This window comes from Streptomyces sp. NPDC002701, from assembly GCF_042889045.1.
Lineage (GTDB): Bacteria > Actinomycetota > Actinomycetes > Streptomycetales > Streptomycetaceae > Streptomyces.
In genome coordinates, this window is the sequence record NZ_JBIAQL010000005.1 from 508,634 (window position 1) to 534,952 (window position 26,319).

Genomic DNA, 26,319 nt, shown 5'->3' on the forward strand with positions numbered 1-26,319 from the left:
AAATGGGGCTAAGTGGACTGGGCTGGATGGGTGTCGGCGCCTTGTCGTCACCGTCACCGTTCCCTCGTCGCGCCGACCTTGTCCCCGTCCCGGCCCCGGCCCCCGTCCCGGCCCCCGTCCCGGTCCCGCCGTGCTGGCCGACCCCGAACCGCTCTGCTCGCCCAGATCAACTGAGCTCACCCGGATCCGCCGCGCTCGCCCCGACCCACCGGAGCCGCCGCGCTCGCCCCCGATCCGCTACGCCGTAGCCCTCTCCGTAAGCGTCAGCAGGGTCGACTCCGGTGGGCACGCGAACCGGACCGGCGTGTACCTGCTCGTCCCGCAGCCCGCCGACACGTGCATGTAGGACGTCCGCCCGGACTCCGCCTCGGTGTGCTTGGACAGGCCCTTCACCCGCTCGGTGTCCAGGTCGCAGTTGGTGACGAGGGCACCGTAGAAGGGGATGCACAACTGCCCGCCGTGCGTGTGGCCCGCCAGGACGAGCGGGTAGCCGTCCGCGGTGAAGGCGTCCAGCGCGCGCAGGTACGGAGCGTGCACGATGCCCAGCGAGAGGTCGGCGGAGGCGGACGGGCCGCCGGCCACGCGCGCGTACCGGTCGCGCTTGACGTGCGGGTCGTCGAGCCCGGTCAGCTCGATCTCGTGACCGTCGATCTTCAACGAGCCCCGGGCGTTCGTCAGGTTCAGCCAGCCCGCCGCGTCGAACCCGTCCCGCAGTTCCTCCCACGGGTTGTGGACCACGTTCGTCGCTGGAGCGTTGCCGTTCAGCCCGTGCCGGCCCTGCACCTTCTCGTACAGGTAGCGGGCGGGATTGCGGAGTGTGGGCCCGTAGTAGTCGTTCGACCCGAAGACGTACGCCCCGGGGAACTCCATCAGCGGGCCGAGGGCGTCCATGACCTCCGGCACGCCCTCCGGGTCGGAGAGGTTGTCCCCGGTGTTGATGACGAAGTCCGGGCGCAGGCCCGCCAGCGAGCGCAGCCAGCGCTGCTTCTTGCGCTGGCCGCTCACCATGTGGATGTCGGAGACCTGGAGCACGCGCAGTGGCCGCATCCCGGGTGGCAGCACCGGGACCGTCACCCGTCGCAGACGGAACGAGCGGGCCTCGAACCCCGCCGAGTAGAGCAGACCGGCGGCGCCGGCCGCCGCAATTCCCAGGGGTACTCCGTATCGCGCGCGCATACGCCCATCGTGTCAGACCCCGGCCACCCCGAACCCCGCGGGAGGCCACCTGTGGGCCACCGAGGGGCCGGAGCCGGCTTGCACGGTAAATGCACGGGCGGCCGTCGCACCACACCTGCGACAATCACCCCATGACCACGCTCAAGTCGAAGCTGCAGGCAGACCTCAACGCCGCGATCAAGGAGCGCGACGAGCTCCGCTCCTCGACGCTCCGGCTGACCCTCGCCGCCATCCAGAAGGAAGAGGTCGCGGGTACGGAGAAGCGCGAACTCTCCGACGACGAGGTGCAGAAGGTGATCGCCAAGGAGGCGAAGAAGCGCCGCGAGGCGGCCGAGGCGTTCGCGCAGGGCGGCCGTGCCGAGTCGGCCGAGCGCGAGAAGGCGGAGGGCGTCGTCCTCGCCGAGTACCTGCCGAAGCAGCTCTCCGACGACGAGCTCCACAGCATCGTCGCGCAGGCGGTCGAGGAGGCCAAGGCGGCCGGCGCGGAGGGCCCCCGCGCCATGGGCCAGGTCATGAAGATCGTGAACCCGAAGGTGGCCGGCCTGGCCGAGGGCGGCCGCGTCGCCGCGGCGGTCAAGAAGCTCCTCGCGGGCTGAAACGGGCACGGAACCCTCCGGGCGGCGCCCGGACACGGAAATCTCCACGGGGCGCGCCCGCGCACGGAATCCTCCCGGGTCGCGCCCGGACACGTGACTCTCCCGGGTGGCGCCCGGACACGGAAGCCTCCCGAGTGGCGCCCGGACACGGCCCCCGGCGCCGCGACCGACGGACCGCGACCGCCAGAAGCGCGACCGACGGACCGCTGCCGACAAACCGCGACCGACAGAAACCGCGGCCTTACGCCGATGGGGGCGCCCCTTACTGCAAGGGGCGCCCCCATCGGCGTACCTGTGACGTTCAGGCGGTCGGTCTACGGCCAGTTGCCGCCGTTCCCGTTGCCGCCGCCGTTGTCCCCCTCGTTCCCGCCGATCGTCCACTCGTCCGGGATCGAGAACGTCGGCGTGGGGATCTGGGGCTGACCGGGACCGCCGTTGTTCCCGCCCCCATTGTCATTTCCCCGGTTGTCCCCATTACCGCCATTGCCGCCGTTGCCGCCATTGCCGCCGTCGCCGGGACCGGGACGGTTGTCGCCGTCACCGTCACCGTCACCGTTGTCGCCGTCCCCCCGGCCCTTGTCCCCCTCGGGGATGTGGACCGTGTTGAACGTCGGGGACTCCTTGCCCGCCAGGGCGCCGGTCATGGCGTCCTTCCAGATCGGTCCCGGCACCGCGCCGCCGAAGACCTTCTCGTGCCACGTCCCGCCGATGGTGATGTTGACCATCTTGACCTTCTGGGTGGCGCTGCCCACCCAGACCGCACCGGACAGGTTCGGCGTGTAGCCGACGAACCAGGCGTTCTTGCGGAAGTCCGTCGTACCGGTCTTGCCGGCGTTGGCGCGGTCGGTGAGACCGGCCTCCCGGCCCGTACCGGAGTCGACCACACCGCTGAGCAGCGTGTTGATCGTGTCCGCGGTGTTCTCCGACATCGCGCGCGAGCACGACGACTTCGGCACCTGCAGCGACTTCTTCTCACCGCCGAGCTGCTGGCTGATCGACGCGATCGCGATCGGCGTGCAGTACGTACCGCGGTTGGCGAAGGCGGCGTACGCGCTCGCCATGGTCAGCGGCGAGATACCGGTGGAGCCGAGGGTCATCGACGCGGGCCGCTCGGGCAGCTTCGTGCCGTTGCCCTGCACGACGCCCAGCTTGTCGGTCATCTCCACCACCGGACACATGCCGATGTCCTCGAGCATCTGCACGAAGTAGGTGTTGACCGACAGCTCCATCGCCTCCCGCAGGGGGTAGGGGCCGACCTCCGACTCGTCCTCGTTCTCGACCTTGGCACTCTCCGTGTTGCGCCAGGTCTTGCCGTTGCACGCCTGGACACTGTCGGGATACGGCATCTCGAACGGCGCCGGGTAGACCTGCGCGGGCGACGTGCCGCCCTCCAGGGCCGCCGCCGCCAGGAACGGCTTGAACGTCGAACCGGTCGGGAAGCCGAAGTTCGAGCCGCCCATGGAGTGGTCGACCGAGTAGTTGATCTCGGTCTCGTTCTTCCCGTAGCCGTACGGCTTCGACTGGCCCATCGCCAGGATCTTGCCGGAGCCGGGCTCGACGAGCGTCGACGCCGCCGCGACCTTGTCGGACTGGTTGACGTGATCCCGGAGCGAGGTCTGGACCGACTTCTGCGCCTGCGGGTCGAGCGTCGTACGGATCGTCAGGCCGCCCTGGTTCCACACCTTGGCCCGGGCCTTCTGCGTCTTGCCGAAGACCGGGTCGGTCAGGAACACCTCACGCACGTAGTCGCAGAAGAAGCTGGCGTCCTTGACGGCCGTGATGCAGCCGTTCTTCGGCTTGCTGACCTTCAGCCCGAGCGGCTTCTGCTTCGCCGCCGCGGCCTCCGCCTGCGAGATGTCGTGGACCTCGGCCATGCGCTGCAGCACCACGTTGCGCCGCTTCACGGCTTCGGCCTCGTCGTTGACCGGGTCGTACCGGCTCGGCGACTGGACGATGCCGGCGAGCAGCGCGGCCTCCTGCAACTCCAGGTCCTTGGCGGACTTGGAGAAGTAACGCTGGGACGCGGCCTCCACGCCGTACGCCTGCTGCCCGAAGAACGTGATGTTCAGGTAGTTCTCGAGGATCTTCTTCTTGCCGAGCTCCTCCTCGACCTGGATCGCGAACTTCAGCTCGCGGATCTTGCGGCCGAGGGTCTGCTGGGTGGCCTGGGCGACCTTGGTCGGGTCGTCGCCCGCCTCCTCGACGAAGACGTTCTTCACGTACTGCTGCGTGAGCGTCGAGGCGCCCTCCGAGACACCGCCGCTCTGCGCGTTCTTGTTGAGGGCCCGCAGGACGCCCTTGAGGTCGACCGCGCCGTGCTCGTAGAACCGCGCGTCCTCGATCGCGACGATCGCCTTCTGCAGGTACGGCGAGATGTCCTTCAGGTCGACCACCGTGCGGTCGCGCGAGTAGACCGTGGCGATCTGGCCGCCCTGGTTGTCCAGGATCGTGGTGCGCTGGCTCAGCGGCGGCCGCTTCAGGTTGGCCGGGATCTCGTCGAACCCCTCGACCGACCCCTTGGCCGCGAGACCGAGCGCGCCGAACGCCGGCACGGCGATCCCGGCCATGACGGCCCCCGCGAGCACACTGACACCGAGGAACTTGGCGGCCTGCTGCGTGGGAGACAGACCACCGCCCGAGCGCTTCTTTGGCATGAGGGCAGCCTACGTTCTCATTCGCCGGACACGCGTATAGGCGTTGGCCTAAGCTGCTCTCAACTGTCACAGCAGTAGGGCTACGTATCAATACGTCCGGCGACCCCGAATCGTCTCGGTCTTCACTCGACTTTTTGTCGAAGGCGTGCCCGAATACGCCTCATGTGTCACTTGGCGTCCGTTGTGACGCAAGTCAACTGCCCCGGTCTGCCGGGAAAGTCACGTATGTCGTCGGGTCACTCCGTTGGGTGATCTGTCGCGTACCCATAGTCCATTCGGGCCATTCAAGATTGGGCCCGATAGGGCTGGTTGACTGTGCCCACCTTCCGTAACGTCCTCAACTGGCGGCGGTGAATATGCCGCTGCCGCCGTGGGGGAGCCTCGATTCGGGAGAGGACGGCGCCGGTATGGGCTGGGTAACCGACTGGAGTGCGCAGGCGGCCTGCCGCACTACCGATCCGGATGAACTGTTCGTGCAGGGAGCAGCGCAGAACCGGGCCAAGGCGGTGTGCACCGGATGTCCGGTGCGCACGGAGTGCCTGGCCGACGCGCTGGACAACCGCGTCGAGTTCGGCGTGTGGGGAGGAATGACGGAGCGGGAGCGCCGCGCACTGCTGCGCAGGCGACCGACCGTCACCTCTTGGCGCAGGCTGCTCGAAACCGCGCGTACCGAGTACGAGCGAGGGGCCGGGATCCTGCCCCTCGACGAGGAAGAGGTGTACGAGAACTACGCAGCGGTGGGCTGACCAGCCGCTGACCGGCTCCCTTCACGCGTACAGCCGCGTACGCCGCGTGCAGTCCCGTACGCCGCGTACGCTGCCCGCGCTTCAGCTGCCCGACCGGGGCGACCGGGGGTGTCCTGACCTGGGGCCCCGTGGCCCCAGGGTGCCCAGGAGCCCCAGGGGCCCCAAGAGGCTCAGGACGCTGCGGCCGGTGAGGCTCCGGTCGCGAGCCGCTCCCCGATGTCCCGCAGGCCGGCGAGGTCGTGCACGTCGCCGGGCAGCGCGGCAACCTCCGCCACGGCCACCTCGGGGTGGCGCGCGGCGAAGCGGTCGCGTGTGCGCTGCTCGCGGGAGAGCAGCTGCATGCGCTCGGCGTGCAGCCTCAGCAGGCTCGCGGTGAGTTGTTCGACGGTGCGGTCCTCCGCGCCGGCTCCGTCTGCGCTGGTCCGGTCCGCGGCGGGGGAGCCTGCGTCGGGTGCGGGAGCCTCGGGAACGGCGGTCTCAGGAGCGGTGGTCTCAGGGACGAGGGTCTCAGGAACAGCGGTCGCGGGAGCGGGTGGTTCTGAACCAGCGGGTGATTCTGAACTGCCGTACGTGTCGGGAGAGTTACGAAGTCCAGCTTTCCCGCCCTCCTGATCCACAATGCGGGCCTCGGCAAGATTTTCCGCGGCGGCGAGAGCGCGCTCGGCGGACAGCTGGGTGGCACCGCTGCCGTGTACCCGGTTCAGCACGAGACCGGCGAGCGGCATGTTCTCGGCGGCCAGCCGCTCCACGAAGTACGCCGCCTCGCGCAGAGCGTCCCGCTCGGGGACCGCGACGACCAGAAACGCCGTACCGGGCGCCTGGAGCAGCTTGTACGTGGCGTCCGCGCGGGTCCGGAAGCCGCCGAAGGTGGTGTCCATGGCGGCCACGAACGTCTGCACGTCCTTGAGGAGCTGGCCGCCCAGCAGCTTGCCGAGGGTGCCGGTCATCATCGACATCCCGACGTTCAGGAACTTCATCCCGGCCCGGCCGCCCAGCTTCGCCGGCGCGGTCAGCAGCCGGATCAGCTTGCCGTCCAGGAACGACCCCAGCCGCTTCGGAGCGTCCAGGAAGTCGAGTGCCGAGCGTGAGGGCGGCGTGTCGACGACGATGAGGTCCCACTCGTCGCGGGCCCGCAGCTGCCCCAGCTTCTCCATCGCCATGTACTCCTGCGTGCCCGCGAAGCCCGCCGAGAGCGACTGGTAGAAGGGGTTGCCCAGGATCGCCGCCGCCCGCTCGCGGTCCGCGTGCGCCTCGACGATCTCGTCGAACGTGCGCTTCATGTCGAGCATCATCGCGTGCAGCTCGCCGCTCGCGGAGTCGTCGATGCCCTTCACCCGGCGCGGGGTGTTGTCGAGCGCGTCGATGCCCATCGACTGGGCGAGCCTGCGCGCCGGGTCGATGGTGAGGACGACGACCTTGCGGCCCCGCTCGGCGGCCCGCAGTCCCAGCGCCGCCGCGGTGGTCGTCTTGCCGACGCCACCCGAGCCGCAGCAGACCACGATGCGGGTCCCGGGGTCGTCGATCAGCGTGTCGACACCCAGGACGGAAGCGGAGTCGATCGCGCGGGCGGCGGGGTCGTGGGTGCGGGCGGAGTCGTGTGTGCGGGCCGGGTCGTGTGCGCGGGCCGGGTCCTGACTCATGAGATCCCTTGCTGACGCAGTTCCGTGGCGAGTTCGTACAGGCCCGCGAGGTCCATTCCCTCGGCGAGCAACGGGAGTTCGTGCAGGGGCAGGCCCAGGTCCTGGAGGACCGCCCGCTGCTCGCGCTCCAGCGCGTACCGCTCGGCGTACTCGTGCGCCTGGTCCAGCAGCGGGTCCACCAGGCGTTCGGCGACCCCGCCGCGGCGCGCGCCGCCGAGACCGGCGGCCGACAGCGACTTGGCGATGGCCGTACGCGGTGCCTCGCGCGCGAACTCCAGGTCGGCCTCGTCGAGGATCGCGGGCCGCACCATGTTCACGATGGTCCGTCCCACCGGCAGCCGCGCGGCACGCAGCTCCGCGATGCCGTCCGCCGTCTCCTGGACGGGCATCTCCTCCAGGAGCGTCACCAGGTGCACGGCGGTCTCGGGCGACTTGAGCACCCGCATGACGGCCTGCGCCTGATTGTGTATCGGGCCGATCTTGGCGAGCCCGGCCACCTCGTCGTTCACGTTCAGGAAGCGGGTGATCCGTCCGGTCGGCGGAGCGTCCATCACGACGTAGTCGTACGCGAACCGCCCGCGCTTGTCCTTGCGGCGTACGGCCTCGCACGCCTTGCCCGTGAGGAGCACGTCCCGCAGGCCGGGCGCGATGGTGGTGGCGAAGTCGATGGCACCCAGTTTCTTCAGGGCGCGGCCGGCGCCGCCGAGCTTGTAGAACATCTGGAGGTAGTCCAGCAGAGCAAGCTCGGGGTCGATGGCGAGGGCGTACACCTCCCCGCCACCGGGAGCGACGGCGATCCTGCGCTCCTCGTAGGGCAGCGCCTCCGTCTCGAAGAGCTGCGCGATGCCCTGTCTGCCCTCGACCTCGACCAGAAGGGTGCGCCTGCCCTCGGTCGCGAGGGCGAGCGCGAGTGCTGCGGCGACCGTGGTCTTTCCGGTACCGCCCTTGCCGCTGACGACCTGAAGCCTGCTCACGTCTTCGAGCCTAATTCCTCACCGGGTGTCACGGTGGCCGCGGGTGGGGTTGCGGCGCCTGTGGCCCCGTACCCCTCGGTCCCCGACCGGGAACCCACCGGCCCTGCCTCGCATACGGGTGCCCACGGAGCGCCTCCCCCAGTCATCGGGCGGCGCCGGTGCCCGCCGGTGCCACCCGGAGTGCGGCCGGTGCCCGTGGCCGGGCCGCCGGTGCCCGTCACCGGACGGCCGGTGCCCAGGAGGAGCGTGCCGTGCCAACGGATACAGTCGCCCTCATGACCAAGTGGGAATACGCAACCGTGCCTCTGCTCGTCCACGCCACGAAGCAGATTCTGGACACCTGGGGCGAGGACGGCTGGGAGCTCGTCCAGGTGGTGCCCGGGCCGAACAACCCCGAGCAGCTCGTCGCCTACCTGAAGCGGGAGAGGGCCGCGTGAGCGCTGTCGAGGCGAAACTGGCGGAACTGGGGCTGACCCTGCCGGGCGTCGTGCCGCCGCTGGCCGCGTACCAGCCCGCGGTGCAGTCGGGCGTGTACGTGTACACCGCCGGCCAGCTGCCGATGGTGGACGGCAAGCTGCCGGTCACCGGCAAGGTGGGCGCCGAGGTCACGCCGGAGGAGGCCAAGGAGCTGGCCCGCACCTGCGCGCTGAACGCCCTCGCGGCAGTCAAGTCCGTCGCCGGTGACCTCGACCGCATCGCGCGCGTGGTGAAGGTCGTCGGCTTCGTCGCCTCGGCCGCCGACTTCACCGGCCAGCCCGCCGTCCTGAACGGCGCGAGCGAGCTGCTGGGCGAGGTGCTCGGTGACAAGGGTGTGCACGCGCGCAGCGCGGTCGGCGTGGCGGTCCTGCCGCTCGACGCACCCGTGGAGGTCGAGATCCAGGTGGAGCTCACGGAGGCGTGAGCACGTCGAGCACGGCTTCGTCCGTCCCGCGGGGAGCCGACGTACAGGTGGGGCGCTCAGCGGCCTCTCCTGGGGACCGATTGTTGCCTCTCGAACGTCAGCGCACTCCGGGATAGCCTCCGTCCATGGCGAACGGTCAGTGGTACCCCCCGGAGTGGCCCGAGAGGATCCGCGCACTCGCGGAGGGCACGCTCACACCGGTCGTCCCCAGGAGGGCGGCCACCGTCATGCTGCTCAAGGACACCGACGCGGCCCCCGCCGTGCACATGCTGCGCAGACGCGCCTCCATGGCCTTCGCCGGAGGCGCGTACGCGTATCCCGGCGGCGGGGTGGACCCGCGGGACGACGACCACCACGTCCGCTGGGCGGGCCCCACGCGCGCGTGGTGGGCGTCCCGGCTCGGTGTCGACGAGACCTCCGCCCAGGCGATCGTCTGCGCGGCGGTCCGCGAGACCTACGAGGAGGCGGGCGTCCTGCTCGCGGGTCCGGCCCCGGACACCGTGGTCGGCGACACCACCGGGGACGACTGGGAGGCCGACCGGGCGGCCCTGGTCGCCCGCGACCTCTCCTTCGCCGAGTTCCTCGACCGCCGGGGCCTGGTCCTGCGCTCCGACCTCCTGGGCGCCTGGACGCGCTGGATCACCCCGGAGTTCGAGCCCCGCCGCTACGACACCTTCTTCTTCGTGGCCGCCCTCCCGGCGGGCCAGCGCACCCGCAACGCCTCCACGGAGGCCGACCGCACCGTCTGGATCCGCCCCGCGGACGCGATGGACGGCTACGACAAGGGCGACCTCCTGATGATGCCGCCCACCATCGCGACCCTGCGCCAGCTCGGCACGTACGCGACCGCCGCCGAGGCCCTCGCGGCGGCACCCGGGCGGGACATGACCCCCGTCCTGGCACGGGCCCGGCTGGAGGGCGGCGAGCTGGTCCTCAGCTGGCCGGGCCACGACGAGTTCACCAAACACATCCCGACCGGTGGAGCCTCCGCATGACCGACGCCGCAGCCCTGCCCGGCCAGCCACGCGGCGGGGTGCTCTCCGGCCCCGCCACCCCGCGCGCCGTCAACGTCCTCGCCCCGAACGCGTCCGCGATGACCCTGGACGGCACGAACACCTGGATCGTGGCCGAGCCCGACTCCGAACTGGCGGTGGTGATCGACCCGGGGCCCCTGGACGACGTACACCTGCGGAACGTCGTCGACACCGTCGAGAAGGCCGGCAGGCGGGTCGCCCTGACCCTGCTGACGCACGGGCACCCGGACCACGCCGAGGGCGCCGCGCGGTTCGCGGCACTGACGGGCACGAAGGTGCGGGCGCTCGACCCGGCACTGCGGCTCGGCGACGAGGGTCTGGCCGCCGGGAACGTCATCACGACGGGCGGTCTGGAGCTGCGGGTCGTACCGACGCCCGGCCACACCGCCGACTCGCTCTGCTTCCATCTGCCCGCCGACGGGGCCGTGCTGACCGGCGACACGGTCCTGGGCCGGGGTACCACGGTGGTGGCCCACCCCGACGGGCGTCTGGGCGACTACCTGGACTCCCTGCGGCGGCTCAGGTCCCTGACGGTCGACGACGGCGTGCACACGGTCCTGCCGGGCCACGGGCCCGTCCTGGAGGACGCCCAGGGGGTCGTCGAGTTCTACCTCGCCCACCGCGCCCACCGCCTGGCCCAGGTCGAGACGGCGGTCGAGGAGGGCTGTACGGACCCGTCCCAGGTCGTCGCGCACGTCTACGCGGACGTCGACCGCTCCCTGTGGCCGGCGGCGGAACTGTCGGTACGGGCGCAGCTGGACTATCTCCGCGAGCACGGGCTCATCGGGCACGCGCGGGAGTGAGCCGCCCGGAGGGGCCCGGCATCGAGGACCGGCAGGCGGCAGGCCGCAGGCGGTACGCGGCACGGGACTAGAAGGGCCCCGCCGTGTGGCGGGGCCCTTCTTGAAGAGGTGTTGCCGTACCGCTGTCGCTGTCGCTACCGCGAGCGCTTCGCGAGGCGCTCCACGTCCAGGAGGATGACCGCGCGGGCCTCCAGGCGGAGCCAGCCGCGGCCCGCGAAGTCGGCGAGCGCCTTGTTGACCGTCTCGCGGGAGGCGCCGACCAGCTGGGCCAGCTCTTCCTGGGTCAGGTCGTGTACGACGTGGATGCCCTCCTCGGACTGCACGCCGAAGCGGCGCGAGAGGTCCAGGAGCGCGCGGGCCACCCGGCCCGGCACGTCGGAGAAGACCAGGTCGGACATCTGGTCGTTGGTCTTGCGCAGTCGCCGGGCGACGGCGCGCAGCAGGGCGGCGGCCACCTCGGGCCGCGCGTTCAGCCAGGGCTGGAGGTCGCCGTGGCCGAGACCCAGCAGCTTCACCTCGGTCAGCGCGGAGGCGGTCGCCGTGCGCGGACCCGGGTCGAACAGCGACAGCTCGCCGATGAGCTCGCCGGGGCCGAGGACCGCCAGCATGTTCTCGCGGCCGTCGGGGGATGTGCGATGGAGCTTCACCTTGCCCTCGGTGACCACGTACAGGCGGTCTCCGGGGTCGCCTTCGTGAAAGAGCGCGTCACCGCGTGCGAGGGTCACCTCACTCATGGAGGCGCGGAGCTCCGCGGCCTGCTCGTCATCGAGCGCCGCGAAGAGCGGGGCGCGCCGCAGAACGTCGTCCACGAGTTCTCTCCTTGTCGACCTGCTCAGGGGATCTTGTACCCCGGTGTACCAGGGGACCGTGTTCCCCGTTTTGCTGGACGGTCCAAACAGTGTGATCAGTCACAAGTCTGCCGCACGGGCGTGTCCGGCAGTGCGGCAGGGGGCCAATTGGGGGCTGATCCATGGTGGCCGGGGCAGATGTCCGTGGTGGGCTTTAGGCTGGCCGGGTGTCCAAATCGCCGGTGAGCACAGGCCAAGGGGGCTGGGCGCGTGGGTGTACGTCGCGATTCCGCTGTGGGCGAACAGGACTCCGGTGGAGCGAAGAAAACGACAAAAGCGGCGGGGTCGAGGCCGGTGAGAAGCGCGGCCGGGGCCGCCGGGAAGGCCGTGGGGGCCGCCGCCTCGGAGATGGCCGCGGCCGCGAAGAAGGCCGCGGTGGCCAAGAAGGCCGCCGCGGCGAAGAGAACGGCCAAGAAGGCCACGCCGACAAAGAAGGCTGCCGCGGCGAAGAGAACGGCCAAGAAGGCCACGCCGACAAAGAAGGCTGCCAAAGAGGCTGCGCGGACGACGGCGAACGTGTCGGCACCGGAGAACGCGCCGGCGAGGAGGGGCGGGTCGGCCGAGAAGGCTGGATCGGTGAGGAGGGCTGCGCCCGCCAAGAAGGCCGCCGCCGTCAGAAAGTCCGCCGTCGCCGGAAAGGCTGCCGTCGTCGGAAAGGCTGCGTCGGCCGCCGAGCCGGCCGTCGGCGAAAAGGTGGCACCAGCCGACACGCCCGCCGTCTCCGGAGCGGCTGCGCCCGCCGGTGAAGCTGTCGCCGCCTCCGAGAAGGCCGCACACGGGACCGCGCCCGCCGACAGAACCGCTGCCCCCAGTAGGGCCGTACCCGCCAAGAAGACCGCGCCGGCTGCGAAGCCCCCGTCCGCCAGGAAAGCCGTGTCCGCCGAGAAAGCCGTGCCTGCCGCGCAGGCCGTACCTGCGAAGAAAGCCGCGTCCGCGAAGAAGGTCGCGTCCGTGAAGAAGAGCGCGCCTGCGAAGAAGGCCGCGTCCGTAAAGAAGAGCGCGCCTGCCAAGGCAGCCGCGTCCGCGAAGAAAGTCGCGTCCGCGAAGAAAGCCGCGGCCGGGAAGAAGGTCGCGGCGGGCAAGGGGAGCGTGGCCGCTGCGCGCGGCGGCGGTGTCGGCGAGGCCGTCGCCGCGCCGCCCCGGGACGAGTCGCACACCGCTCTCGTCCGGCGGGCCCGGCGCGTCAACCGTGAGCTCGCCGAGGTGTACCCGTACGCCCACCCCGAGCTGGACTTCGAGAACCCCTTCCAGCTGGTGGTCGCCACCGTCCTGTCGGCGCAGACGACCGACCTGAGGGTCAACCAGACGACACCCGCGCTCTTCGCGAAGTACCCCACGCCGGAGGACCTGGCGGCGGCGAACCCGGAGGAGGTCGAGGAGATCCTCCGCCCGACCGGGTTCTTCCGGGCCAAGACCAAGTCGGTGATGGGCCTCTCCAAGGCCCTGCGGGACGACTTCGGCGGCGAGGTCCCCGGCCGCCTCGAAGACCTCGTCAAGCTCCCCGGCGTCGGACGCAAGACCGCCTTCGTCGTCCTGGGGAACGCCTTCGGGCGCCCCGGCATCACCGTGGACACCCATTTCCAGCGGCTCGTACGACGCTGGCAGTGGACCGACGAGAAGGAGCCCGACAAGATCGAGGCGGCCGTCGGCGCGCTCTTCCCGAAGAGCGAGTGGACGATGCTGTCGCACCACGTGATCTTCCACGGCCGCCGTATCTGCCACGCCCGCAAACCCGCCTGCGGTGCCTGCCCCATCGCCCCGCTCTGCCCGGCGTACGGGGAGGGCGAGACGGACCCCGAGAAGGCGAAGAAGCTCCTGAAGTACGAGAAGGGCGGCTTCCCGGGCCAGCGCCTCAACCCTCCGCAGTCCTACCTGGACGCCGGCGGCATCCCCGCTCCGCCGCTCGCGGCGACCACGCCCGATTCACCCGCCCGGGGCACGGAATGACGGAACGAATCGCGGCACCGGCGGCGTTGAGATCAGCAGAACGGGGGTGGCGATGACGCACGCGAGCCATACGCACGACATACAGGACGGTGACCTGGTCCTGACCAAGGACGGCCTGCCCGGCTGGCTGGATCCGGTGGTGCGCGCCGTCGAGACGGTCGAGCCGCGCCAGTTGAGCCACTTCCTGCCGCCGGAGGACGGCGCGGGACGCCAGTCGGCGGTGCTGATCCTGTTCGGCGAGGGCGAGCGCGGCCCCGAGCTGCTGCTCATGGAGCGTGCCACCTCGCTCCGATCGCACGCCGGCCAGCCTTCCTTCCCGGGCGGCGCCCTGGACCCCGAGGACGGCGACCCGGCGGCCGACGGGCCGCTGCGGGCCGCGCTCCGCGAGGCCGAGGAGGAGACCGGGCTCGACCCCCGCGGCGTCCAGCTCTTCGGTGTGCTCCCGAAGCTCTACATCCCGGTGAGCCACTTCGTCGTCACCCCGGTCCTCGGCTGGTGGCGCGAGCCGACACCGGTCGGCGTGGTCGATCCGAACGAGACCGCGCGGGTCTTCACCGTCCCCGTGGCGGATCTCACGGACCCGGCGAACCGCGCCATGGCCGTGCACCCCAGAGGTCACACAGGTCCGGCATTCCTGGTCGAATCCGCCCTGGTGTGGGGCTTCACCGCCGGGATCATCGACCGCCTCCTCCACTACGCGAACTGGGAACGGCCCTGGGACCGGGACAAGCAGGTCCCGCTCGACTGGCGCGCATGACAGGGTGGCACCTGTGCTGTGTCTTCCCGGGATGCTCCGTGTCCCCCTGTCGCCCTGCGGCGGGCCGGTCCCCCGGCCAGGACGTGGCTACCGCAAAGTGATGAGGCGAGGCTCGAAGCAGTGAACGTGCTGGACATCCTGTTGCTGGTCGCCGCCGTGTGGTTCGCGATCGTGGGCTATCGCCAGGGGTTCGTCGTCGGCAGCTTGTCGGTGATCGGTTTTCTGGGTGGGGGCCTCGTCGCTGTCTACCTCCTGCCCGTCGTCTGGGACGCGGTGACGGACGACGCGAAGGTGGGCACGACCGCCGCCGTCGTCGCCGTGGTCGTGGTGATCGTCTGCGCCTCGGTCGGCCAGGCCCTCACCACCCATCTCGGCAACAAGCTGCGCAGGTACATCACCTGGTCGCCGGCCCGTGCCCTGGACGCCACGGGCGGCGCCCTGGTCAACGTCGTGGCGATGCTCCTCGTCGCCTGGCTGATCGGCTCGGCCCTGGCCGGCACGACCCTGCCGACGCTCGGCAAGGAGGTCCGTGGCTCCAAGGTGCTGCTCGGGGTGGCGGAGGCCCTGCCCGCCCAGGCCGACACCTGGTTCGCGGACTTCTCCTCGGTCCTCGCGCAGAACGGCTTCCCGCAGGTCTTCAGCCCGTTCTCGGACGAGCAGATCAATGAGGTGGATCCGCCCGACCCGGCGCTGGCGACCAGCCCGGTCGCCGCCCGCGCCCAGCGCTCCATCGTCAAGGTCACCGGCACCGCGCAGAGTTGCGGCAAGGTCCTCGAAGGCACCGGGTTCGTCTTCGGCCAGCGCCGGGTGATGACCAACGCCCATGTGGTGGGCGGCGTCGACGAGCCGTACGTCCAGATAGGCGGCGAGGGCAAGCGGTACGCCGCGAAGGTCGTGCTCTACGACTGGGAGCGCGACATCGCCGTACTCGACGTGGCCGAACTGCGGGCGCCCGTCCTGGAGTTCGCCACCCAGGAGGCGTCCAGGGGGGACGGCGCGATCGTCGCGGGCTTCCCGGAGAACGGCTCGTACACGATCAACGCGGCGCGGGTGCGCGGCCCCATCACCGCCAACGGCCCGGACATCTACCACCGGGGCACCGTGCAGCGGAAGGTGTACTCGCTCTTCGCGACCGTGCGACAGGGAAACTCCGGCGGCCCGCTGCTCACCCCGGACGGCAAGGTGTACGGCGTGGTGTTCGCGAAGTCCCTCGACGATCCCGACACCGGTTACGCGCTCACCGTGGACGAGGTCCAGGAGGACATCCTCAAGGGCCGCAGCGCCAACCAGCAGGTGGACAGCGACAGCTGCGCCCTCTAGATCGTTCCCGAGTGGCTCAGCCGCGGGGATGACGCAGGCGGGCCGAGACCCAGCGGGCCCGGCGCCTCAGAATGTGCGGGATTCCCAGCCGAGGGTCTGTGCCCTGCAACTGCGGGGTGCCCCTCCGATGGGAGCTCAGCCCGCCGATCGAGCGGCGGTTGCGTGCTGCGTCACTGTAGTCGTGCGTCCAGCCCATACCCCGACGTCTGCCCCCGCCCCAAGGTCGATAACCGCCCCCACGCCCCCCAATTGGCCTATGCGGCAGGCAATTGGCGTTCGTAGAACAGGCGTTCCTGTGACGTGTGTGACGCACGGTGCGACATGCCCCGGCGAGAGCCACCGGGCGGCTCTCCGGCGGGCGTCCGACCTGCGGTGCGGCGGACTCAGCGGTCCGGTTCGGGGTCCTGCAGCCAGTTCACCAGCTCGGTGGAGAACGCCACCGGATCCTCCTCGTGCGGAAAGTGCCCGAGCCCGTCGAACAGCCGCCAGCGATACGGTGCTTCGACGTACTCCCCGGACCCCGCCGCGCTCCGTGTGCGCATCACAGGGTCGAGCGAGCCGTGCAGATGCAGCGTCGGCACCCGCACCGGCCGCTTCATGCGCCGGTTGAACTGGACGCCGTCGGGACGGGCCATCGAGCGGACCATCCACCGGTAGGGCTCGACCGAGCAGTGCGCGGTCGAGGGGATGAGCATCGCCCGCCGGTACGTCTCCACGACGTCGTCCTCGGGCAGCCGCGGCCCCGACCAGTCCCGGATCAGCCGGCCGACCAGGGCGCCCCCGTCGGCGATCAGCCGGCGTTCCGGGAGCCAGGGCCGCTGAAAACCCCAGACGTACGAACCGGCCGCGGTCTGCTTCATGTCCGACAGCATCGCCGAGCGCCAGCGCCGGGGATGCGGCATCGACGAGACCACGAGCCGGCGCACCAGCTTGGGGCGCATCACGGCGGCCGTCCACGCCAGATAGCCCCCGAGGTCGTGGCCCACCAGCGCGGCGTCGGGCTCGCCGAGGGACCGGACGACCCCGGTGATGTCGAGCGCGAGGTTCGCGGGGTCGTAGCCGCGCGGGGTGCGGTCGCTGCCGCCGACGCCCCGCAGGTCCATCGCGACCGCGCGGAACCCCGCCTCGGAGAGCGCCACCAGCTGATGCCGCCAGGTCCACCAGAACTGCGGGAAGCCGTGCAGCAGCAGCACCAGTGGCCCGTCCCCCATCTCGGCGATGTGGAAGCGCGCGCCGTTCGCCGCGACATCCCGGTGGATGACCTCTTTCGCGCCGGGCACGTCGAGCCGTACGACAGAGGTGGGTTGCGCCGGTGATGTGGCGGGATCCGTCATGAGGACGAGCGTGCCACAGCCTTGGCTCCGTCACCGACCCGGTCCGCGGGGGTCACCTCACGGGGGTGCGGCTTCACGTTCTGCAGGACGGCCGCCGACTCCTTGACCGAGGCCGCGGTCTTCTGCGGGCCCTTCCCCTTCTTGGCCTTCTTCGCGAAGACCACGCCGATCAGCGCGAGCACCGCGGCGACCAGCACGTTCGCGGCGAACGACAGCAGGAAGCAGACGGCCATGTTCCAGTCGCTCCACGTGCGGATGCCGTACGCCAGTGCGAAGCTCAGCATCGGCAGGGAGAAGATCAGCACCGCGCCGGCCGCGCTGAACGCGCCACCGCCCACCGCCCCGCGCTTGACGTCGTGCTTGAGCTGCGCCTTGGCCAGTGCGATCTCGTCATGCACCAGCGCGGACATCTCGGTCGTCGCCGAGGCGAACAGCTGGCCGATGCTGCGTTCGGCGCCGACCGGGCTGCCGTCGGGTGCGCTCATCGCGTTCTCCCTGTTGTCTTGTCGCCGTTGTCTTGCGTCGTCTTGCATTGTCCTGCGTGGTGCCGTCTTCGCTCCGGCGCCGTGGGCGTCGCGCGTCCGCACCGGAGCGTACGCATCGAGCCGTGCGCGCCGGCCCGTACCCACCGGGCCGTGTGCGCCGGCCCGTACGTTTCGGACCGTGTGTGTCAGATCATGCCGGACCGCCGTGCTCCTCGCCTGCCCCGCCCGTCACTTCGGCAAGCCTCCGGTGTTCGGCGGCCTTGCGCTCGTAGATCTCGGCCATGCGCAGGTGGTAGGCCGGGTCGTCCTGCTCGTACACGTCGGGGACGCCGGAGAGGTCCTCGTCGCGCTCCTCGTCCTCCCACAACCTGCGGTACTTGGCGTTGCGCATCCTCAGCAGCACGCCCGACAGGACGGTCGCGAGGAGGGAACCCGTCAGGACGGCGGCCTTGACCCCGTCGGTGAGCGCCGGGTCGTCCGTGAAGGCGAGTTCGCCGATGAGCAGCGACACGGTGAAGCCGATGCCCGCGAGGGAGGCCACCGCGAAGACGTCCGGCCAGGCGAGGTCGTCGGAGAGCGACGCCTTCGTGAAGCGGACCGTCAGCCACGTACCACCGAAGATCCCGACCGCCTTGCCGACGACGAGACCGAGGACGACTCCGAGGGTCTCCGGCCGGCGGAACACGTCGCCGAGCGCGCCGCCCGACACCGCGACCCCGGCGCTGAGCAGTGCGAAGAGCGGTACGGCGAGGCCCGCCGAGAGCGGGCGTACGAGGTGGGCGACGCGTTCGCCGGGCGAGTGCTCCTCGTCCTCGCGGGTGGTGCAGCGCAGCATCAGGCCCATCGCGACGCCCGCGACGGTGGCATGGATGCCGCTGTTGTACATCAGGCCCCAGACGACCAGTGCGAGCGGCACGTACACGTACCAGCCGCGTACGCCCTTCCTGAGCAGCAGATGGAAGACGGCGAGGCCGGCGACGGCGCCGCCCAGCGCGGCGAAGTCCAGGTCGTCGGTGAAGAAGACCGCGATGATCAGGATCGCGAAGAGGTCGTCGACGACGGCGAGCGTGAGCAGGAAGGCGCGCAGGGCACTCGGCAGCGAGGTGCCGAGGACGGCGAGGACGGCGAGCGCGAAGGCGATGTCCGTCGCGGTGGGTACGGCCCAGCCGGCGAGCGAGCCGCCGCCGGCGACGGCGACGAGGGTGTAGACCAGCGCGGGCGCGGCCATCCCGCAGAGCGCCGCGACGACCGGGAGCGCGGCGGCCCGCGGGTCCTTGAGGTCCCCGGCGACCAGTTCGCGCTTGAGTTCGATGCCGGCGACGAAGAAGAAGACCGCGAGGAGTCCGTCGGCGGCCCAGTGTTCGACGGAGAGGTCCAGGCCGAGCGCGGCGGGTCCGACGTGGAAGTCCCGGAGGGCCTCGTAACTCTCCCTGACGGGGGTGTTCGCCCAGATCAGCGCGGCGATCGCGGCGAGGAGCAGGAGGATGCCGCCGACCGTCTCGGTGCGCAGCGCGTCCGCCACGGCGGTCCGCTCGGGCAGCGAGAGCCGTCCGAGGACTCTGCGGTCCTTGTCGGCCGGGCGGCGCCGGTCGGGGGAGGGAGAGGGGGTGGGGGTGGGGTTGGGGTTGGGCGCGGACACGGGGTCGACCTCCGGTCGGTGGGCAGGGCTGAGCACATGCCGACCAGACTTCCCGGCGCACCTTGTGGAGACTTCGGGCTCGTACAGAGCTCGGATGTTCTGTTGTCGCGTGGTGACGTGTCCAGCAGCCTACCCGCGATGAGCGAGGGGCACCCGGCGTGCCCGCCGGGTGCCCCTCGAAATCCGCGTCCGTACGCGATCCGCGTCAGTCCTCGCTGGGCGCCGCCGGGAGCTTCGTCTGGATGAGGTCCATCACCGTGGAGTCGGTGAGCGTGGTGACGTCACCGAGCTGCCGGTTCTCCGCGACGTCACGCAGCAGCCGTCGCATGATCTTCCCGGAGCGGGTCTTGGGCAGCTCGGCCACCGGCAGGATCCGCTTCGGCTTGGCGATCGGGCCGAGGGTCTTGCCGACGTGGTCGCGCAGCTCGCCCACGAGGGTCTCGGTCTCCGACGCGGAACCGCGCAGGATCACGAAGGCCACGATGGCCTGGCCGGTCGTCTCGTCGGCGGCGCCCACGACGGCCGCCTCGGCGACCGACGGGTGGGAGACCAGCGCCGACTCGACCTCGGTGGTCGAGATGTTGTGCCCGGACACGAGCATCACGTCGTCGACCCGGCCGAGCAGCCAGATGTCGCCGTCCTCGTCCTTCTTGGCGCCGTCGCCCGCGAAGTACCTGCCCTCGAAGCGCGACCAGTAGGTGTCGATGAACCGCTGGTCGTCGCCCCAGATGGTGCGCAGCATCGACGGCCACGGCTCGGTCAGGACGAGGTAACCGCCGCCGCCGTCGGGGACCTCGCGCGCCTCGTCGTCGACGACCGTCGCCGAGATGCCCGGCAGCGCCCGCTGCGCGGACCCCGGCTTGGTCTCGGTCACGCCCGGCAGCGGGGAGATCATCATCGCGCCGGTCTCGGTCTGCCACCAGGTGTCGACGATCGGGGTGCGGTCGCCGCCGATGTGCTTGCGGTACCAGATCCACGCCTCGGGGTTGATCGGCTCCCCGACGGAGCCGAGGACGCGCAGGCTCGACAGGTCGAACTTCGCGGGGATGTCGTCGCCCCACTTCATGAACGTCCGGATGGCCGTCGGCGCGGTGTAGAGGATCGTCACGCCGTACTTCTGGACGATCTCCCAGAAGCGTCCCTGGTGCGGGGTGTCGGGCGTGCCCTCGTACATCACCTGGGTCGCGCCGTTCGCCAGCGGGCCGTACGTGATGTACGAGTGCCCGGTGACCCAGCCGATGTCGGCCGTGCACCAGTAGACGTCGGTCTCCGGCTTGAGGTCGAAGACGGAGTGGTGCGTGTACGCGGCCTGCGTGAGGTAGCCGCCGGAGGTGTGCAGGATGCCCTTCGGCTTACCCGTGGTCCCCGAGGTGTAGAGGATGAACAGCGGGTGCTCGGCGTCGAACGCCTCGGGCGTGTGCTCGGCGGACTGCCCGGCCGTGATCTCGTGCCACCAGACGTCCCGGCCCTCGGTCCACGCGACGTCCTGTCCCGTACGCCGCACGACGAGCACCTTGTCCACGCCGTCGACCCGGGAGACCGCCTCGTCGACGGCCGGCTTGAGCGCGGCGGGCTTGCCGCGGCGGTAGCCGCCGTCCGAGGTGATGACCAGCTTGGCGTCGGCGTCCTGGATGCGGGTGGCGATGGCGTCGGCGGAGAAGCCGCCGAAGACCACGGAGTGCGCGGCGCCGATGCGGGCGCAGGCCAGCATGGAGACGACGGCCTCGGGGATCATCGGCAGGTAGACGGCGACCCGGTCGCCCTTCCGCACGCCCAGCTCGGTGAGGGCGTTGGCGGCCCTGGAGACCTCGTCCTTGAGCTCGGCGTAGGTGATGGCGCGGCTGTCACCGGGCTCGCCCTCGAAGTGGAGGGCGACGCGGTCGCCGTGGCCGGCCTCGACGTGCCGGTCCACGCAGTTGTACGCGACGTTGAGCTTGCCGTCCTTGAACCACTTCGCGAACGGGGGGTTCGACCAGTCCAGCGTCTCGGTCGGCTCGGTGGCCCAGGTCAGCCGGCGGGCCTGCTCGGCCCAGAAGCCGAGCCTGTCAGCCTTGGCCTGCTCGTACGCCTCCGCGGTGACGTTGGCGTTCGCGGCCAGGTCGGCGGGCGGCGCGAACCTGCGTTCTTCCTTGAGCAGGTTGGCCAGGCTTTCGTTGCTCACGACATCTCCCTTGCGGTGCTGTGCCAGGGGCGCCCGTTGTGTCCCAGGCCACAGCTCATCAGACGCGGACCCCCGGTGACAAGGGCCGTCCGTGAATTGGTTTAGACCTGTGTGCCGGATCATGCGTGCGTGTGGCCTGCCCGCGGACACGGGCGGCCACACGTTCTCACGGACGGGAGAGGGGAGCGGTTCAGGCCGGCGGACCGGGCGGGCCCGCCGGACCGGCTCAGGCCGGGGTGTCGTGCAGGGCCGTCGCCGCCACCCGGTCGAAGATCTCGCCCTCGCCGGCGTCCTGGGACGAGGCTTCGGTGAGGAGGTACGCCTGGGCCTCGCCCACGTGGAAGTACATCCCGTGCAGTTCGAGCGCGCCCTCCTCCAGTGCCCGGCCCACGGCCTCGTGCGCCCGCAGATGCTCCAGCTGCTGCACGACATTGGTGAGACAGAGCTGCTCGACGGCGTCGGCGGGCGCGCGTCCGGCGATCCGCGTCCAGGGCCGGTCCTTGGCCGCCATCCGCTCCACGCTCGGCAGCCCGTGCCGCAGCCATCGCTTCAACGGCGTCTGCGTGCCGCCCGGTTCGGTGTTCATCAGCGCCTGCATGGCCCCGCATCCGGAGTGCCCGCAGACGGTGATGGACCGCACCTGCAGCACTTCGACCGCGTACTCGATCGCGGCGGCCACCGAGTCGTCGCCGCTCTCCTCGCCGGGCGGCGGTACGAGATTGCCGACGTTGCGGACGACGAAGAGGTCCCCGGGACCGCTCGACGTGATCATCGAGGTGACCAGCCGGGAGTCGGCGCAGGTCAGGAAGAGCTGCGAGGGCCGCTGCCCCTCCCGCGCGAGGCGGGCCAGCTCACCGCGCACCAGGGGAGCGGTGTTGCGCTGGAACGAGCTGATCCCGCTCGCCAGTTGGTGCCCGCTGCGGAGTCCGCCGGGCGGCGGTGTCTCGGGGCTCTCGCAGTGGTGGTTGCGCCATGGGGTCCAGGGCCGGCAGTGGCAGTGCGATGTCTGCCCGGCTTCCTTGGTGTGTGGTTCCGCGAGCCGTGCTCCGGTGCGTCCGGTCAGCTCCACGGAGCCGCCCCGGGTGATGTGCGCGCTCTGCCAGTCGTGCAGCGACTCGTACGCCGCGTGGTCCATGAACGAGCCGTCCAGCTCGACCACCGCCTCGGCCCCCGCCGGCACCTGGTGCAGAGCCCGGCTGAGACGGGGCACGGCGAGGAACGTCAACTGCCCGCGCACCCGTACGTGGTGGACGCCGTCCGGGGCCACCTCGCGGGTGATCCGCGTCCGCGTGAGGCGGTGCAGGGCCACGCCGACGGCCATGGCGATCCCGAGGGTGACGCCTTCCAGTACGCCGAGGACGACGACGCCGAGGGTGGTGACGGCGTACACCAGTACCTCTCGGTGGCGGGTGACCGTGCGGATGTGGTGCAGGGACACCATTTGGATGCCGACGGCCATCACCAGGGAGGCCAGTGCCGCGAGCGGGATCAGCTCCAGGAGCGGGACCATCAGCAGCGCGGCCACCACCACCCAGACGCCGTGCAGCATCGTGGAGTTCCGGCTGACGGCGCCGGCCTGGACGTTCGCCGAGGTGCGTACGGCCACACCCGCGACGGGGAGCCCGCCGAGCGATCCGGAGACGATGTTGGCGGCGCCCTGCCCGAGCAGCTCGCGGTCGAGATCCGAGCGCCCCTGCTGGGCCGGTCGTCTGGCCGTGAGTTTGTCCACGGCGACGGCGCCCAGGAGCGACTGGACACTGCACACCAGTGTCGTGGTGAGCACGGCGGCGAGGAGGCCGAGCGTCGGTCCTTCGGGCAGCCCCGCCAGCGCGTGGCTCCGCCAGGACGGCAGGTCGACCTTGGGCAGGGTGAGCCCGGCGACGGCCGCCGTCGCTGTGGCCGCGGTGACGGCGACGAGCGCGGCCGGGACGGTGCGCAGCGTCCGTCCCACGCGTCCGGGCAGCCGGGGCCAGGCCAGCAGGAAGGTCAGCGTCAGGGCGCTCATCGACATCGCCGCCACCTGGGGGCTGGCCAACTGGGCGGGCAGCTGCCGGACGTTGTCGACGACCGAGCTGCTCGGGGACCCGCCCAGCACGATGTGCAGCTGGGCGACGGCGATGGTGATGCCGATACCGGCCAGCATGCCGTGCACGATCGCGGGGCTGACGGCCAGGGCGGAACGGGCCACCCGCACGAAGCCCAGGCCGAGCTGCACCAGTCCGGCGAGGACGGAGATGGCGCAGGTCGTACGCCATCCGTACTGCTGAATCAGGTCGGCGGTGACCACGGTGAGCCCGGCGGCGGGCCCGCTCACCTGGAGCGGGGCACCGCCGAGGCGCCCGGCCACGAGGCCGCCCGCCGCGGCGGCGACGAGCCCCGCCTGCAGCGGCGCTCCGGTGGCCAGGGCGATGCCGAGGGACAGCGGCAGGGCGATCAGGAAGACGGCGATCGAGGCGGACAGGTCGGCGGCGGCGACCCGGGGGAGCCGGGGGCCGCGGGGTGGTCGGCGGCCGGGCCGGGGCGGGCTGTGCGGCCGCCCTTCGTCCGGCAGGTGTGATGAGTCGTCGGTGCGGGTGGGGACGCAGGCAGGCATGGTTCCCGTCTCCTCCGGGGCTACGCGGTCGCTTGGGGCGCGGCCGTGGGTCACGGCGTACAGCGGCGGGATTTATCAACGCTCGGTAAATGAATCGTAATGGAGAGTAAAGGACGTGTGTGAAAAAGCGTCGCATATGGGTCAAAAATTCACGCCGGAGAGTGATTAATCATTTCGGTCGGCTTGTCGTACTTCTTCCTTCGCGCGGCCCTGCGATCTTGGCCTCGCCGTCTGTTTTGTCCCGATCGAAGGAAGAAGGTGGGGGAACATGGCCGCCACTCGGAGGATCACCACGGGTGCTGCCCTGGCCGCTGTCGGTGCCGCGGCGCTCGCCGGCTGCGGGATCGGGGGGCTGGGCGCCGGGAAGGGCGCTCGGGACGAGGGCGCTCGGGGTGGGAGCGCGCACGGCGCCAAGGAGGCCGTGGGCGCCCCCGCCCCCAAGCACGCGATCCGGCTGATCGGTGACGGCTCCACCGCGTTCACAGGGACGCAGCCCCGGCTGCCACGGGCCCAGCGGCTGAAGCCGGGCCAGCGGCCGCCGCAGTTCGTGGTCTTCTCCTGGGACGGCGCGGGTGAGGACAGCCAGCGGCTGTTCTCGCACTTCCGCAAGGTGGCCAGGGACAACCGGGCGACCATGACGTACTTCCTCAGCGGCGTGTACATGCTCCCTGAGGGGAAGCGCGAGCTGTACCGGCCGCCGCGGCACTCGCCCGGCCGCTCCGACATCGGCTTCAACGACAAGCGGGGCGTCCGGGCCACCGTGAAGCAGCTGCGCGGCGCCTGGCTCGAGGGCAACGAGATCGGCACGCACTTCAACGGCCACTTCTGCGGTGACGAGGGCGGAGTGGGGGAGTGGTCGGTCTCGGACTGGAAGGACGAGATCGCCCAGGCCAAGTCCTTCGTGCAGTCCTGGAAGACCAACACGGGCACGTCGAAGGGCTCCCCGCTGCCCTTCGACTACGAGAAGGAGCTCATCGGCGCGCGCACGCCCTGCCTGGAGGGGCGGAAGAACTTCATGAAGGCCGCCCGTCAGCTCGGCTTCCGCTACGACACCAGCGGCGTCAACGACCAGGTCTGGCCCAAGAAGAAGAAAGGGCTGTGGGACCTGTCGATGCAACTCGTCCCGGTCCCTGGCCGTGGGTTCGAGACGCTGACCATGGACTACAACTTCATGGTCAACCAGTCGGGCGCGACCTCCCAGGGTGATCCCGACCAGTACGAGTACTGGGGCGACCAGATGCGGGACGGCCTGCTGAAGGGCTTCTCCCGCGCGTACAAGGGGAATCGCGCGCCTTTGATCATCGGCAACCACTTCGAGTCCTGGAACGGCGGCACATACATGCGTGCCGTCGAGGAGACGATCGAGCGCGTCTGCACCAAGCGCGAGGTGCGCTGCGTCTCCTTCCGGCAGCTTGCCGACTGGCTCGACGCCCAGGACCCGAAGACCCTCGCCAAACTCCGGAAGCTGAAGGTGGGCAAGTCCCCGAAGCAGGGCTGGGCGTCGTTCCTGTCCGGCCGGCCCGCTCCGGCCCCGAAGGGGGTGCCGGGCGCGCCGGCGGTCAAGCCTTGACGCCGTCGGCGGTCAGGCCGTGATGCCGTCGGCGGTCGGGCCGTGCTCCCGCCGCGGGTTCACGCCGTGGCGGTCTCGGGCTCCCGCAGGACGAAGTCGGGGTCGACCTGGGCGGCCAGGTCGGCCCCCGTCCGTTCGTTGCCCCAGGACTGTGCGTTCTTCAGGTGGAAGTGGACCATCTGCCGTGTGTAGCGCTCCCAGTCGCGCTTCTCGTAGGTCGCGTCGACAGCTGCCTGGAGAGTGCTGAGGGCGCGGCGGTTGTCGTCCTCCAGCTGGTCGAAGCGGGGCGGACGGCCCTTCTCCATGGCGCGCACCCAGTCCGAGTGCCCGAACGTCAGCAACAGGTCGTCGCCGACCTCGTCCCGCAGGAAGTCGATGTCGTCCTGGCTCTGCACCTTGTTGCCGATGACCTTCAGAGGGACGCCGAAGTCGCGCGCGTACTCCTTGTACTGCCGGTAGACGGAGGTCCCCTTCCGGGTCGGCTCGGCGACGAGGAAGGTGAGGTCGAAGCGGGTGAACATGCCGGACGCGAAGGAGTCCGAGCCCGCCGTCATGTCGACGACGACGTACTCGCCCGGCCCGTCGACGAGGTGGTTCAGGCACAGCTCCACCGCGCCGGTCTTGGAGTGGTAACAGGCCACCCCCAGGTCGGCCTCGGTGAACGGGCCGGTGACCATCAAACGGACGGCGCCGCCGTCGAGTTCCACCGGCCGCGCACAGGCTTCGTACACCGGGTTGTCCTCGCGCACCCGCAGCAGACGGGAACCCTCGCCGGGCGGGGTGGTCTTGATCATCGTCTCGGCGGAGGTGACGCGCGGGTTGGAGCCGCGCAGGTAGTCCTTGATGAGGCTCAGGCGGTCGCCCATGGCGGGCAGGCTCCGGGCCTGCGCGTCGCTGAGGCCGAGAGCGGGGCCCAGATGCTGGTTGATGTCGGCGTCCACCGCGACGACGGGCGACCCGGTGGTCGCGAGATGGCGGACGAAGAGCGAGGACAGGGTGGTCTTGCCACTGCCGCCCTTCCCGACGAAAGCAGTTTTCATGTTCATAAAGAGTAGCGGCGAAACGGCGCCTGCGGACCGTCACGCGTGAAGAAGACCACTCGTTCGTGGGGCACGAGTCAGGTGTGCGTAGGGTCGTACTC

22 protein-coding genes are annotated in these 26,319 nt (G+C 70.8%); 10 read left to right on the forward strand and 12 right to left on the reverse strand.

Going from position 1 to position 26,319, the window contains the following annotated elements; all coding sequences use genetic code 11:
* Positions 1–237: 237 nt before the first annotated feature.
* Positions 238–1,176 (reverse strand): metallophosphoesterase, encoded by a 939-nt coding sequence (locus tag ACFYXC_RS18015; RefSeq protein ID WP_389552503.1) that lies wholly within the window; start codon positions 1,174–1,176, stop codon positions 238–240.
* A gap of 131 nt (positions 1,177–1,307) precedes the next feature.
* Between ACFYXC_RS18015 and ACFYXC_RS18020 the strand changes: the two genes are divergently transcribed.
* Positions 1,308–1,772 (forward strand): GatB/YqeY domain-containing protein, encoded by a 465-nt coding sequence (locus tag ACFYXC_RS18020; RefSeq protein WP_389552507.1) that lies wholly within the window; start codon positions 1,308–1,310, stop codon positions 1,770–1,772.
* 314 nt (positions 1,773–2,086) lie between these two features.
* Here the strand turns inward: ACFYXC_RS18020 and ACFYXC_RS18025 are convergent, their stop codons facing one another.
* On the reverse strand, positions 2,087–4,426 hold the full coding sequence (locus tag ACFYXC_RS18025; RefSeq protein WP_389552510.1) for a transglycosylase domain-containing protein: 2,340 nt from the start codon (positions 4,424–4,426) through the stop codon (positions 2,087–2,089).
* 407 nt (positions 4,427–4,833) lie between these two features.
* Between ACFYXC_RS18025 and wblA the strand changes: the two genes are divergently transcribed.
* Positions 4,834–5,172, forward strand: coding sequence for a transcriptional regulator WblA (gene wblA, locus ACFYXC_RS18030; RefSeq protein WP_055515737.1), 339 nt, complete (start codon positions 4,834–4,836; stop codon positions 5,170–5,172).
* A gap of 170 nt (positions 5,173–5,342) precedes the next feature.
* On the opposite strand, the gene ACFYXC_RS18035 is transcribed toward wblA, so the two are convergent.
* Positions 5,343–6,812, reverse strand: coding sequence for an ArsA-related P-loop ATPase (locus ACFYXC_RS18035; protein WP_388911924.1), 1,470 nt, complete (start codon positions 6,810–6,812; stop codon positions 5,343–5,345).
* Positions 6,809–7,786, reverse strand: a complete 978-nt coding sequence (locus ACFYXC_RS18040; RefSeq protein ID WP_388911921.1) for an ArsA family ATPase — start codon at positions 7,784–7,786, stop codon at positions 6,809–6,811. The genes ACFYXC_RS18035 and ACFYXC_RS18040 overlap by 4 nt, the downstream gene beginning before the upstream one ends.
* Before the next feature lie 275 nt (positions 7,787–8,061).
* On the opposite strand from ACFYXC_RS18040, the gene ACFYXC_RS18045 reads away from it, so the two are divergent.
* The 4 genes from ACFYXC_RS18045 to ACFYXC_RS18060 all read left to right on the forward strand — a co-directional run bounded on the left by ACFYXC_RS18045 (position 8,062) and on the right by ACFYXC_RS18060 (position 10,524).
* Entirely contained in the window at positions 8,062–8,223 is a 162-nt protein-coding gene (locus tag ACFYXC_RS18045; protein WP_107018142.1) for a DUF4177 domain-containing protein, read from the forward strand.
* Positions 8,220–8,687, forward strand: a complete 468-nt coding sequence (locus ACFYXC_RS18050; RefSeq protein ID WP_388911918.1) for a RidA family protein — start codon at positions 8,220–8,222, stop codon at positions 8,685–8,687. The genes ACFYXC_RS18045 and ACFYXC_RS18050 overlap by 4 nt, the downstream gene beginning before the upstream one ends.
* 125 nt (positions 8,688–8,812) lie before the next feature.
* Positions 8,813–9,682 carry an NUDIX hydrolase gene (locus ACFYXC_RS18055; RefSeq protein ID WP_388911915.1) on the forward strand — a complete coding sequence of 290 codons (870 nt, stop codon included), beginning with the start codon at positions 8,813–8,815 and terminating at the stop codon, positions 9,680–9,682.
* Positions 9,679–10,524, forward strand: coding sequence for an MBL fold metallo-hydrolase (locus tag ACFYXC_RS18060; RefSeq protein WP_388911912.1), 846 nt, complete (start codon positions 9,679–9,681; stop codon positions 10,522–10,524). Before ACFYXC_RS18055 ends, ACFYXC_RS18060 begins: the two co-directional genes overlap by 4 nt.
* 134 nt (positions 10,525–10,658) lie before the next feature.
* On the opposite strand, the gene ACFYXC_RS18065 is transcribed toward ACFYXC_RS18060, so the two are convergent.
* Positions 10,659–11,333 carry a Crp/Fnr family transcriptional regulator gene (locus ACFYXC_RS18065; RefSeq protein ID WP_016642758.1) on the reverse strand — a complete coding sequence of 225 codons (675 nt, stop codon included), beginning with the start codon at positions 11,331–11,333 and terminating at the stop codon, positions 10,659–10,661.
* A gap of 912 nt (positions 11,334–12,245) precedes the next feature.
* On the opposite strand from ACFYXC_RS18065, the gene nth reads away from it, so the two are divergent.
* The 3 genes from nth to ACFYXC_RS18080 all read left to right on the forward strand — a co-directional run bounded on the left by nth (position 12,246) and on the right by ACFYXC_RS18080 (position 15,396).
* Positions 12,246–13,319, forward strand: a complete 1,074-nt coding sequence (gene nth, locus ACFYXC_RS18070; protein WP_389552840.1) for an endonuclease III — start codon at positions 12,246–12,248, stop codon at positions 13,317–13,319.
* 52 nt (positions 13,320–13,371) lie between these two features.
* Complete coding sequence (locus tag ACFYXC_RS18075; protein ID WP_388911909.1) at positions 13,372–14,076, forward strand: NUDIX hydrolase; 705 nt, start codon at positions 13,372–13,374, stop codon at positions 14,074–14,076.
* 120 nt (positions 14,077–14,196) lie between these two features.
* Positions 14,197–15,396, forward strand: a complete 1,200-nt coding sequence (locus ACFYXC_RS18080) for a MarP family serine protease (RefSeq protein WP_388911906.1) — start codon at positions 14,197–14,199, stop codon at positions 15,394–15,396.
* Positions 15,397–15,412: 16 nt separating this feature from the next.
* On the opposite strand, the gene ACFYXC_RS18085 is transcribed toward ACFYXC_RS18080, so the two are convergent.
* The 6 genes from ACFYXC_RS18085 to ACFYXC_RS18110 form a co-directional block, all read right to left on the reverse strand.
* A complete protein-coding gene (locus ACFYXC_RS18085) occupies positions 15,413–15,592 on the reverse strand; it encodes a hypothetical protein (RefSeq protein WP_388911903.1) in 180 nt (59 codons plus the stop codon).
* Positions 15,593–15,779: 187 nt separating this feature from the next.
* Complete coding sequence (locus ACFYXC_RS18090; RefSeq protein ID WP_389552520.1) at positions 15,780–16,730, reverse strand: alpha/beta fold hydrolase; 951 nt, start codon at positions 16,728–16,730, stop codon at positions 15,780–15,782.
* On the reverse strand, positions 16,727–17,215 hold the full coding sequence (locus ACFYXC_RS18095) for a phage holin family protein (protein WP_388911897.1): 489 nt from the start codon (positions 17,213–17,215) through the stop codon (positions 16,727–16,729). Before ACFYXC_RS18095 ends, ACFYXC_RS18090 begins: the two co-directional genes overlap by 4 nt.
* Before the next feature lie 190 nt (positions 17,216–17,405).
* Positions 17,406–18,755 carry a Na+/H+ antiporter NhaA gene (nhaA, locus tag ACFYXC_RS18100; RefSeq protein WP_389552843.1) on the reverse strand — a complete coding sequence of 450 codons (1,350 nt, stop codon included), beginning with the start codon at positions 18,753–18,755 and terminating at the stop codon, positions 17,406–17,408.
* A gap of 304 nt (positions 18,756–19,059) precedes the next feature.
* A complete protein-coding gene (gene acs, locus ACFYXC_RS18105; RefSeq protein ID WP_389552523.1) occupies positions 19,060–21,015 on the reverse strand; it encodes an acetate--CoA ligase in 1,956 nt (651 codons plus the stop codon).
* 226 nt (positions 21,016–21,241) lie between these two features.
* Positions 21,242–23,608, reverse strand: a complete 2,367-nt coding sequence (locus tag ACFYXC_RS18110; RefSeq protein ID WP_389552526.1) for a bifunctional SulP family inorganic anion transporter/carbonic anhydrase — start codon at positions 23,606–23,608, stop codon at positions 21,242–21,244.
* 268 nt (positions 23,609–23,876) lie between these two features.
* On the opposite strand from ACFYXC_RS18110, the gene ACFYXC_RS18115 reads away from it, so the two are divergent.
* The gene (locus tag ACFYXC_RS18115; protein WP_388911886.1) at positions 23,877–25,178 is read left to right on the forward strand and encodes a hypothetical protein; all 1,302 of its coding nucleotides are present in this window, start codon (positions 23,877–23,879) and stop codon (positions 25,176–25,178) included.
* 59 nt (positions 25,179–25,237) lie between these two features.
* On the opposite strand, the gene ACFYXC_RS18120 is transcribed toward ACFYXC_RS18115, so the two are convergent.
* Complete coding sequence (locus ACFYXC_RS18120; RefSeq protein ID WP_389552529.1) at positions 25,238–26,224, reverse strand: ATP-binding protein; 987 nt, start codon at positions 26,222–26,224, stop codon at positions 25,238–25,240.
* Between the last annotated feature and the right edge of the window lie 95 nt (positions 26,225–26,319).

What these genes read in the sequence shown, in the direction of transcription:
- ACFYXC_RS18060 (WP_388911912.1), top strand. Translation starts at nt 9,679, where the DNA reads ATGACCGACGCCGCAGCCCTGCCCGGCCAGCCACGCGGCGGGGTGCTC.
- ACFYXC_RS18055 (WP_388911915.1), top strand. Translation starts at nt 8,813, where the DNA reads ATGGCGAACGGTCAGTGGTACCCCCCGGAGTGGCCCGAGAGGATCCGC.
- ACFYXC_RS18025 (WP_389552510.1), bottom strand. Translation starts at nt 4,426, where the DNA reads ATGCCAAAGAAGCGCTCGGGCGGTGGTCTGTCTCCCACGCAGCAGGCC.
- ACFYXC_RS18020 (WP_389552507.1), top strand. Translation starts at nt 1,308, where the DNA reads ATGACCACGCTCAAGTCGAAGCTGCAGGCAGACCTCAACGCCGCGATC.
- ACFYXC_RS18095 (WP_388911897.1), bottom strand. Translation starts at nt 17,215, where the DNA reads ATGAGCGCACCCGACGGCAGCCCGGTCGGCGCCGAACGCAGCATCGGC.
- wblA (WP_055515737.1), top strand. Translation starts at nt 4,834, where the DNA reads ATGGGCTGGGTAACCGACTGGAGTGCGCAGGCGGCCTGCCGCACTACC.
- ACFYXC_RS18110 (WP_389552526.1), bottom strand. Translation starts at nt 23,608, where the DNA reads ATGCCTGCCTGCGTCCCCACCCGCACCGACGACTCATCACACCTGCCG.
- ACFYXC_RS18075 (WP_388911909.1), top strand. Translation starts at nt 13,372, where the DNA reads ATGACGCACGCGAGCCATACGCACGACATACAGGACGGTGACCTGGTC.
- ACFYXC_RS18120 (WP_389552529.1), bottom strand. Translation starts at nt 26,224, where the DNA reads ATGAACATGAAAACTGCTTTCGTCGGGAAGGGCGGCAGTGGCAAGACC.
- ACFYXC_RS18115 (WP_388911886.1), top strand. Translation starts at nt 23,877, where the DNA reads ATGGCCGCCACTCGGAGGATCACCACGGGTGCTGCCCTGGCCGCTGTC.
- ACFYXC_RS18090 (WP_389552520.1), bottom strand. Translation starts at nt 16,730, where the DNA reads ATGACGGATCCCGCCACATCACCGGCGCAACCCACCTCTGTCGTACGG.
- ACFYXC_RS18035 (WP_388911924.1), bottom strand. Translation starts at nt 6,812, where the DNA reads ATGAGTCAGGACCCGGCCCGCGCACACGACCCGGCCCGCACACACGAC.
- ACFYXC_RS18045 (WP_107018142.1), top strand. Translation starts at nt 8,062, where the DNA reads ATGACCAAGTGGGAATACGCAACCGTGCCTCTGCTCGTCCACGCCACG.
- ACFYXC_RS18085 (WP_388911903.1), bottom strand. Translation starts at nt 15,592, where the DNA reads ATGGGCTGGACGCACGACTACAGTGACGCAGCACGCAACCGCCGCTCG.
- ACFYXC_RS18015 (WP_389552503.1), bottom strand. Translation starts at nt 1,176, where the DNA reads ATGCGCGCGCGATACGGAGTACCCCTGGGAATTGCGGCGGCCGGCGCC.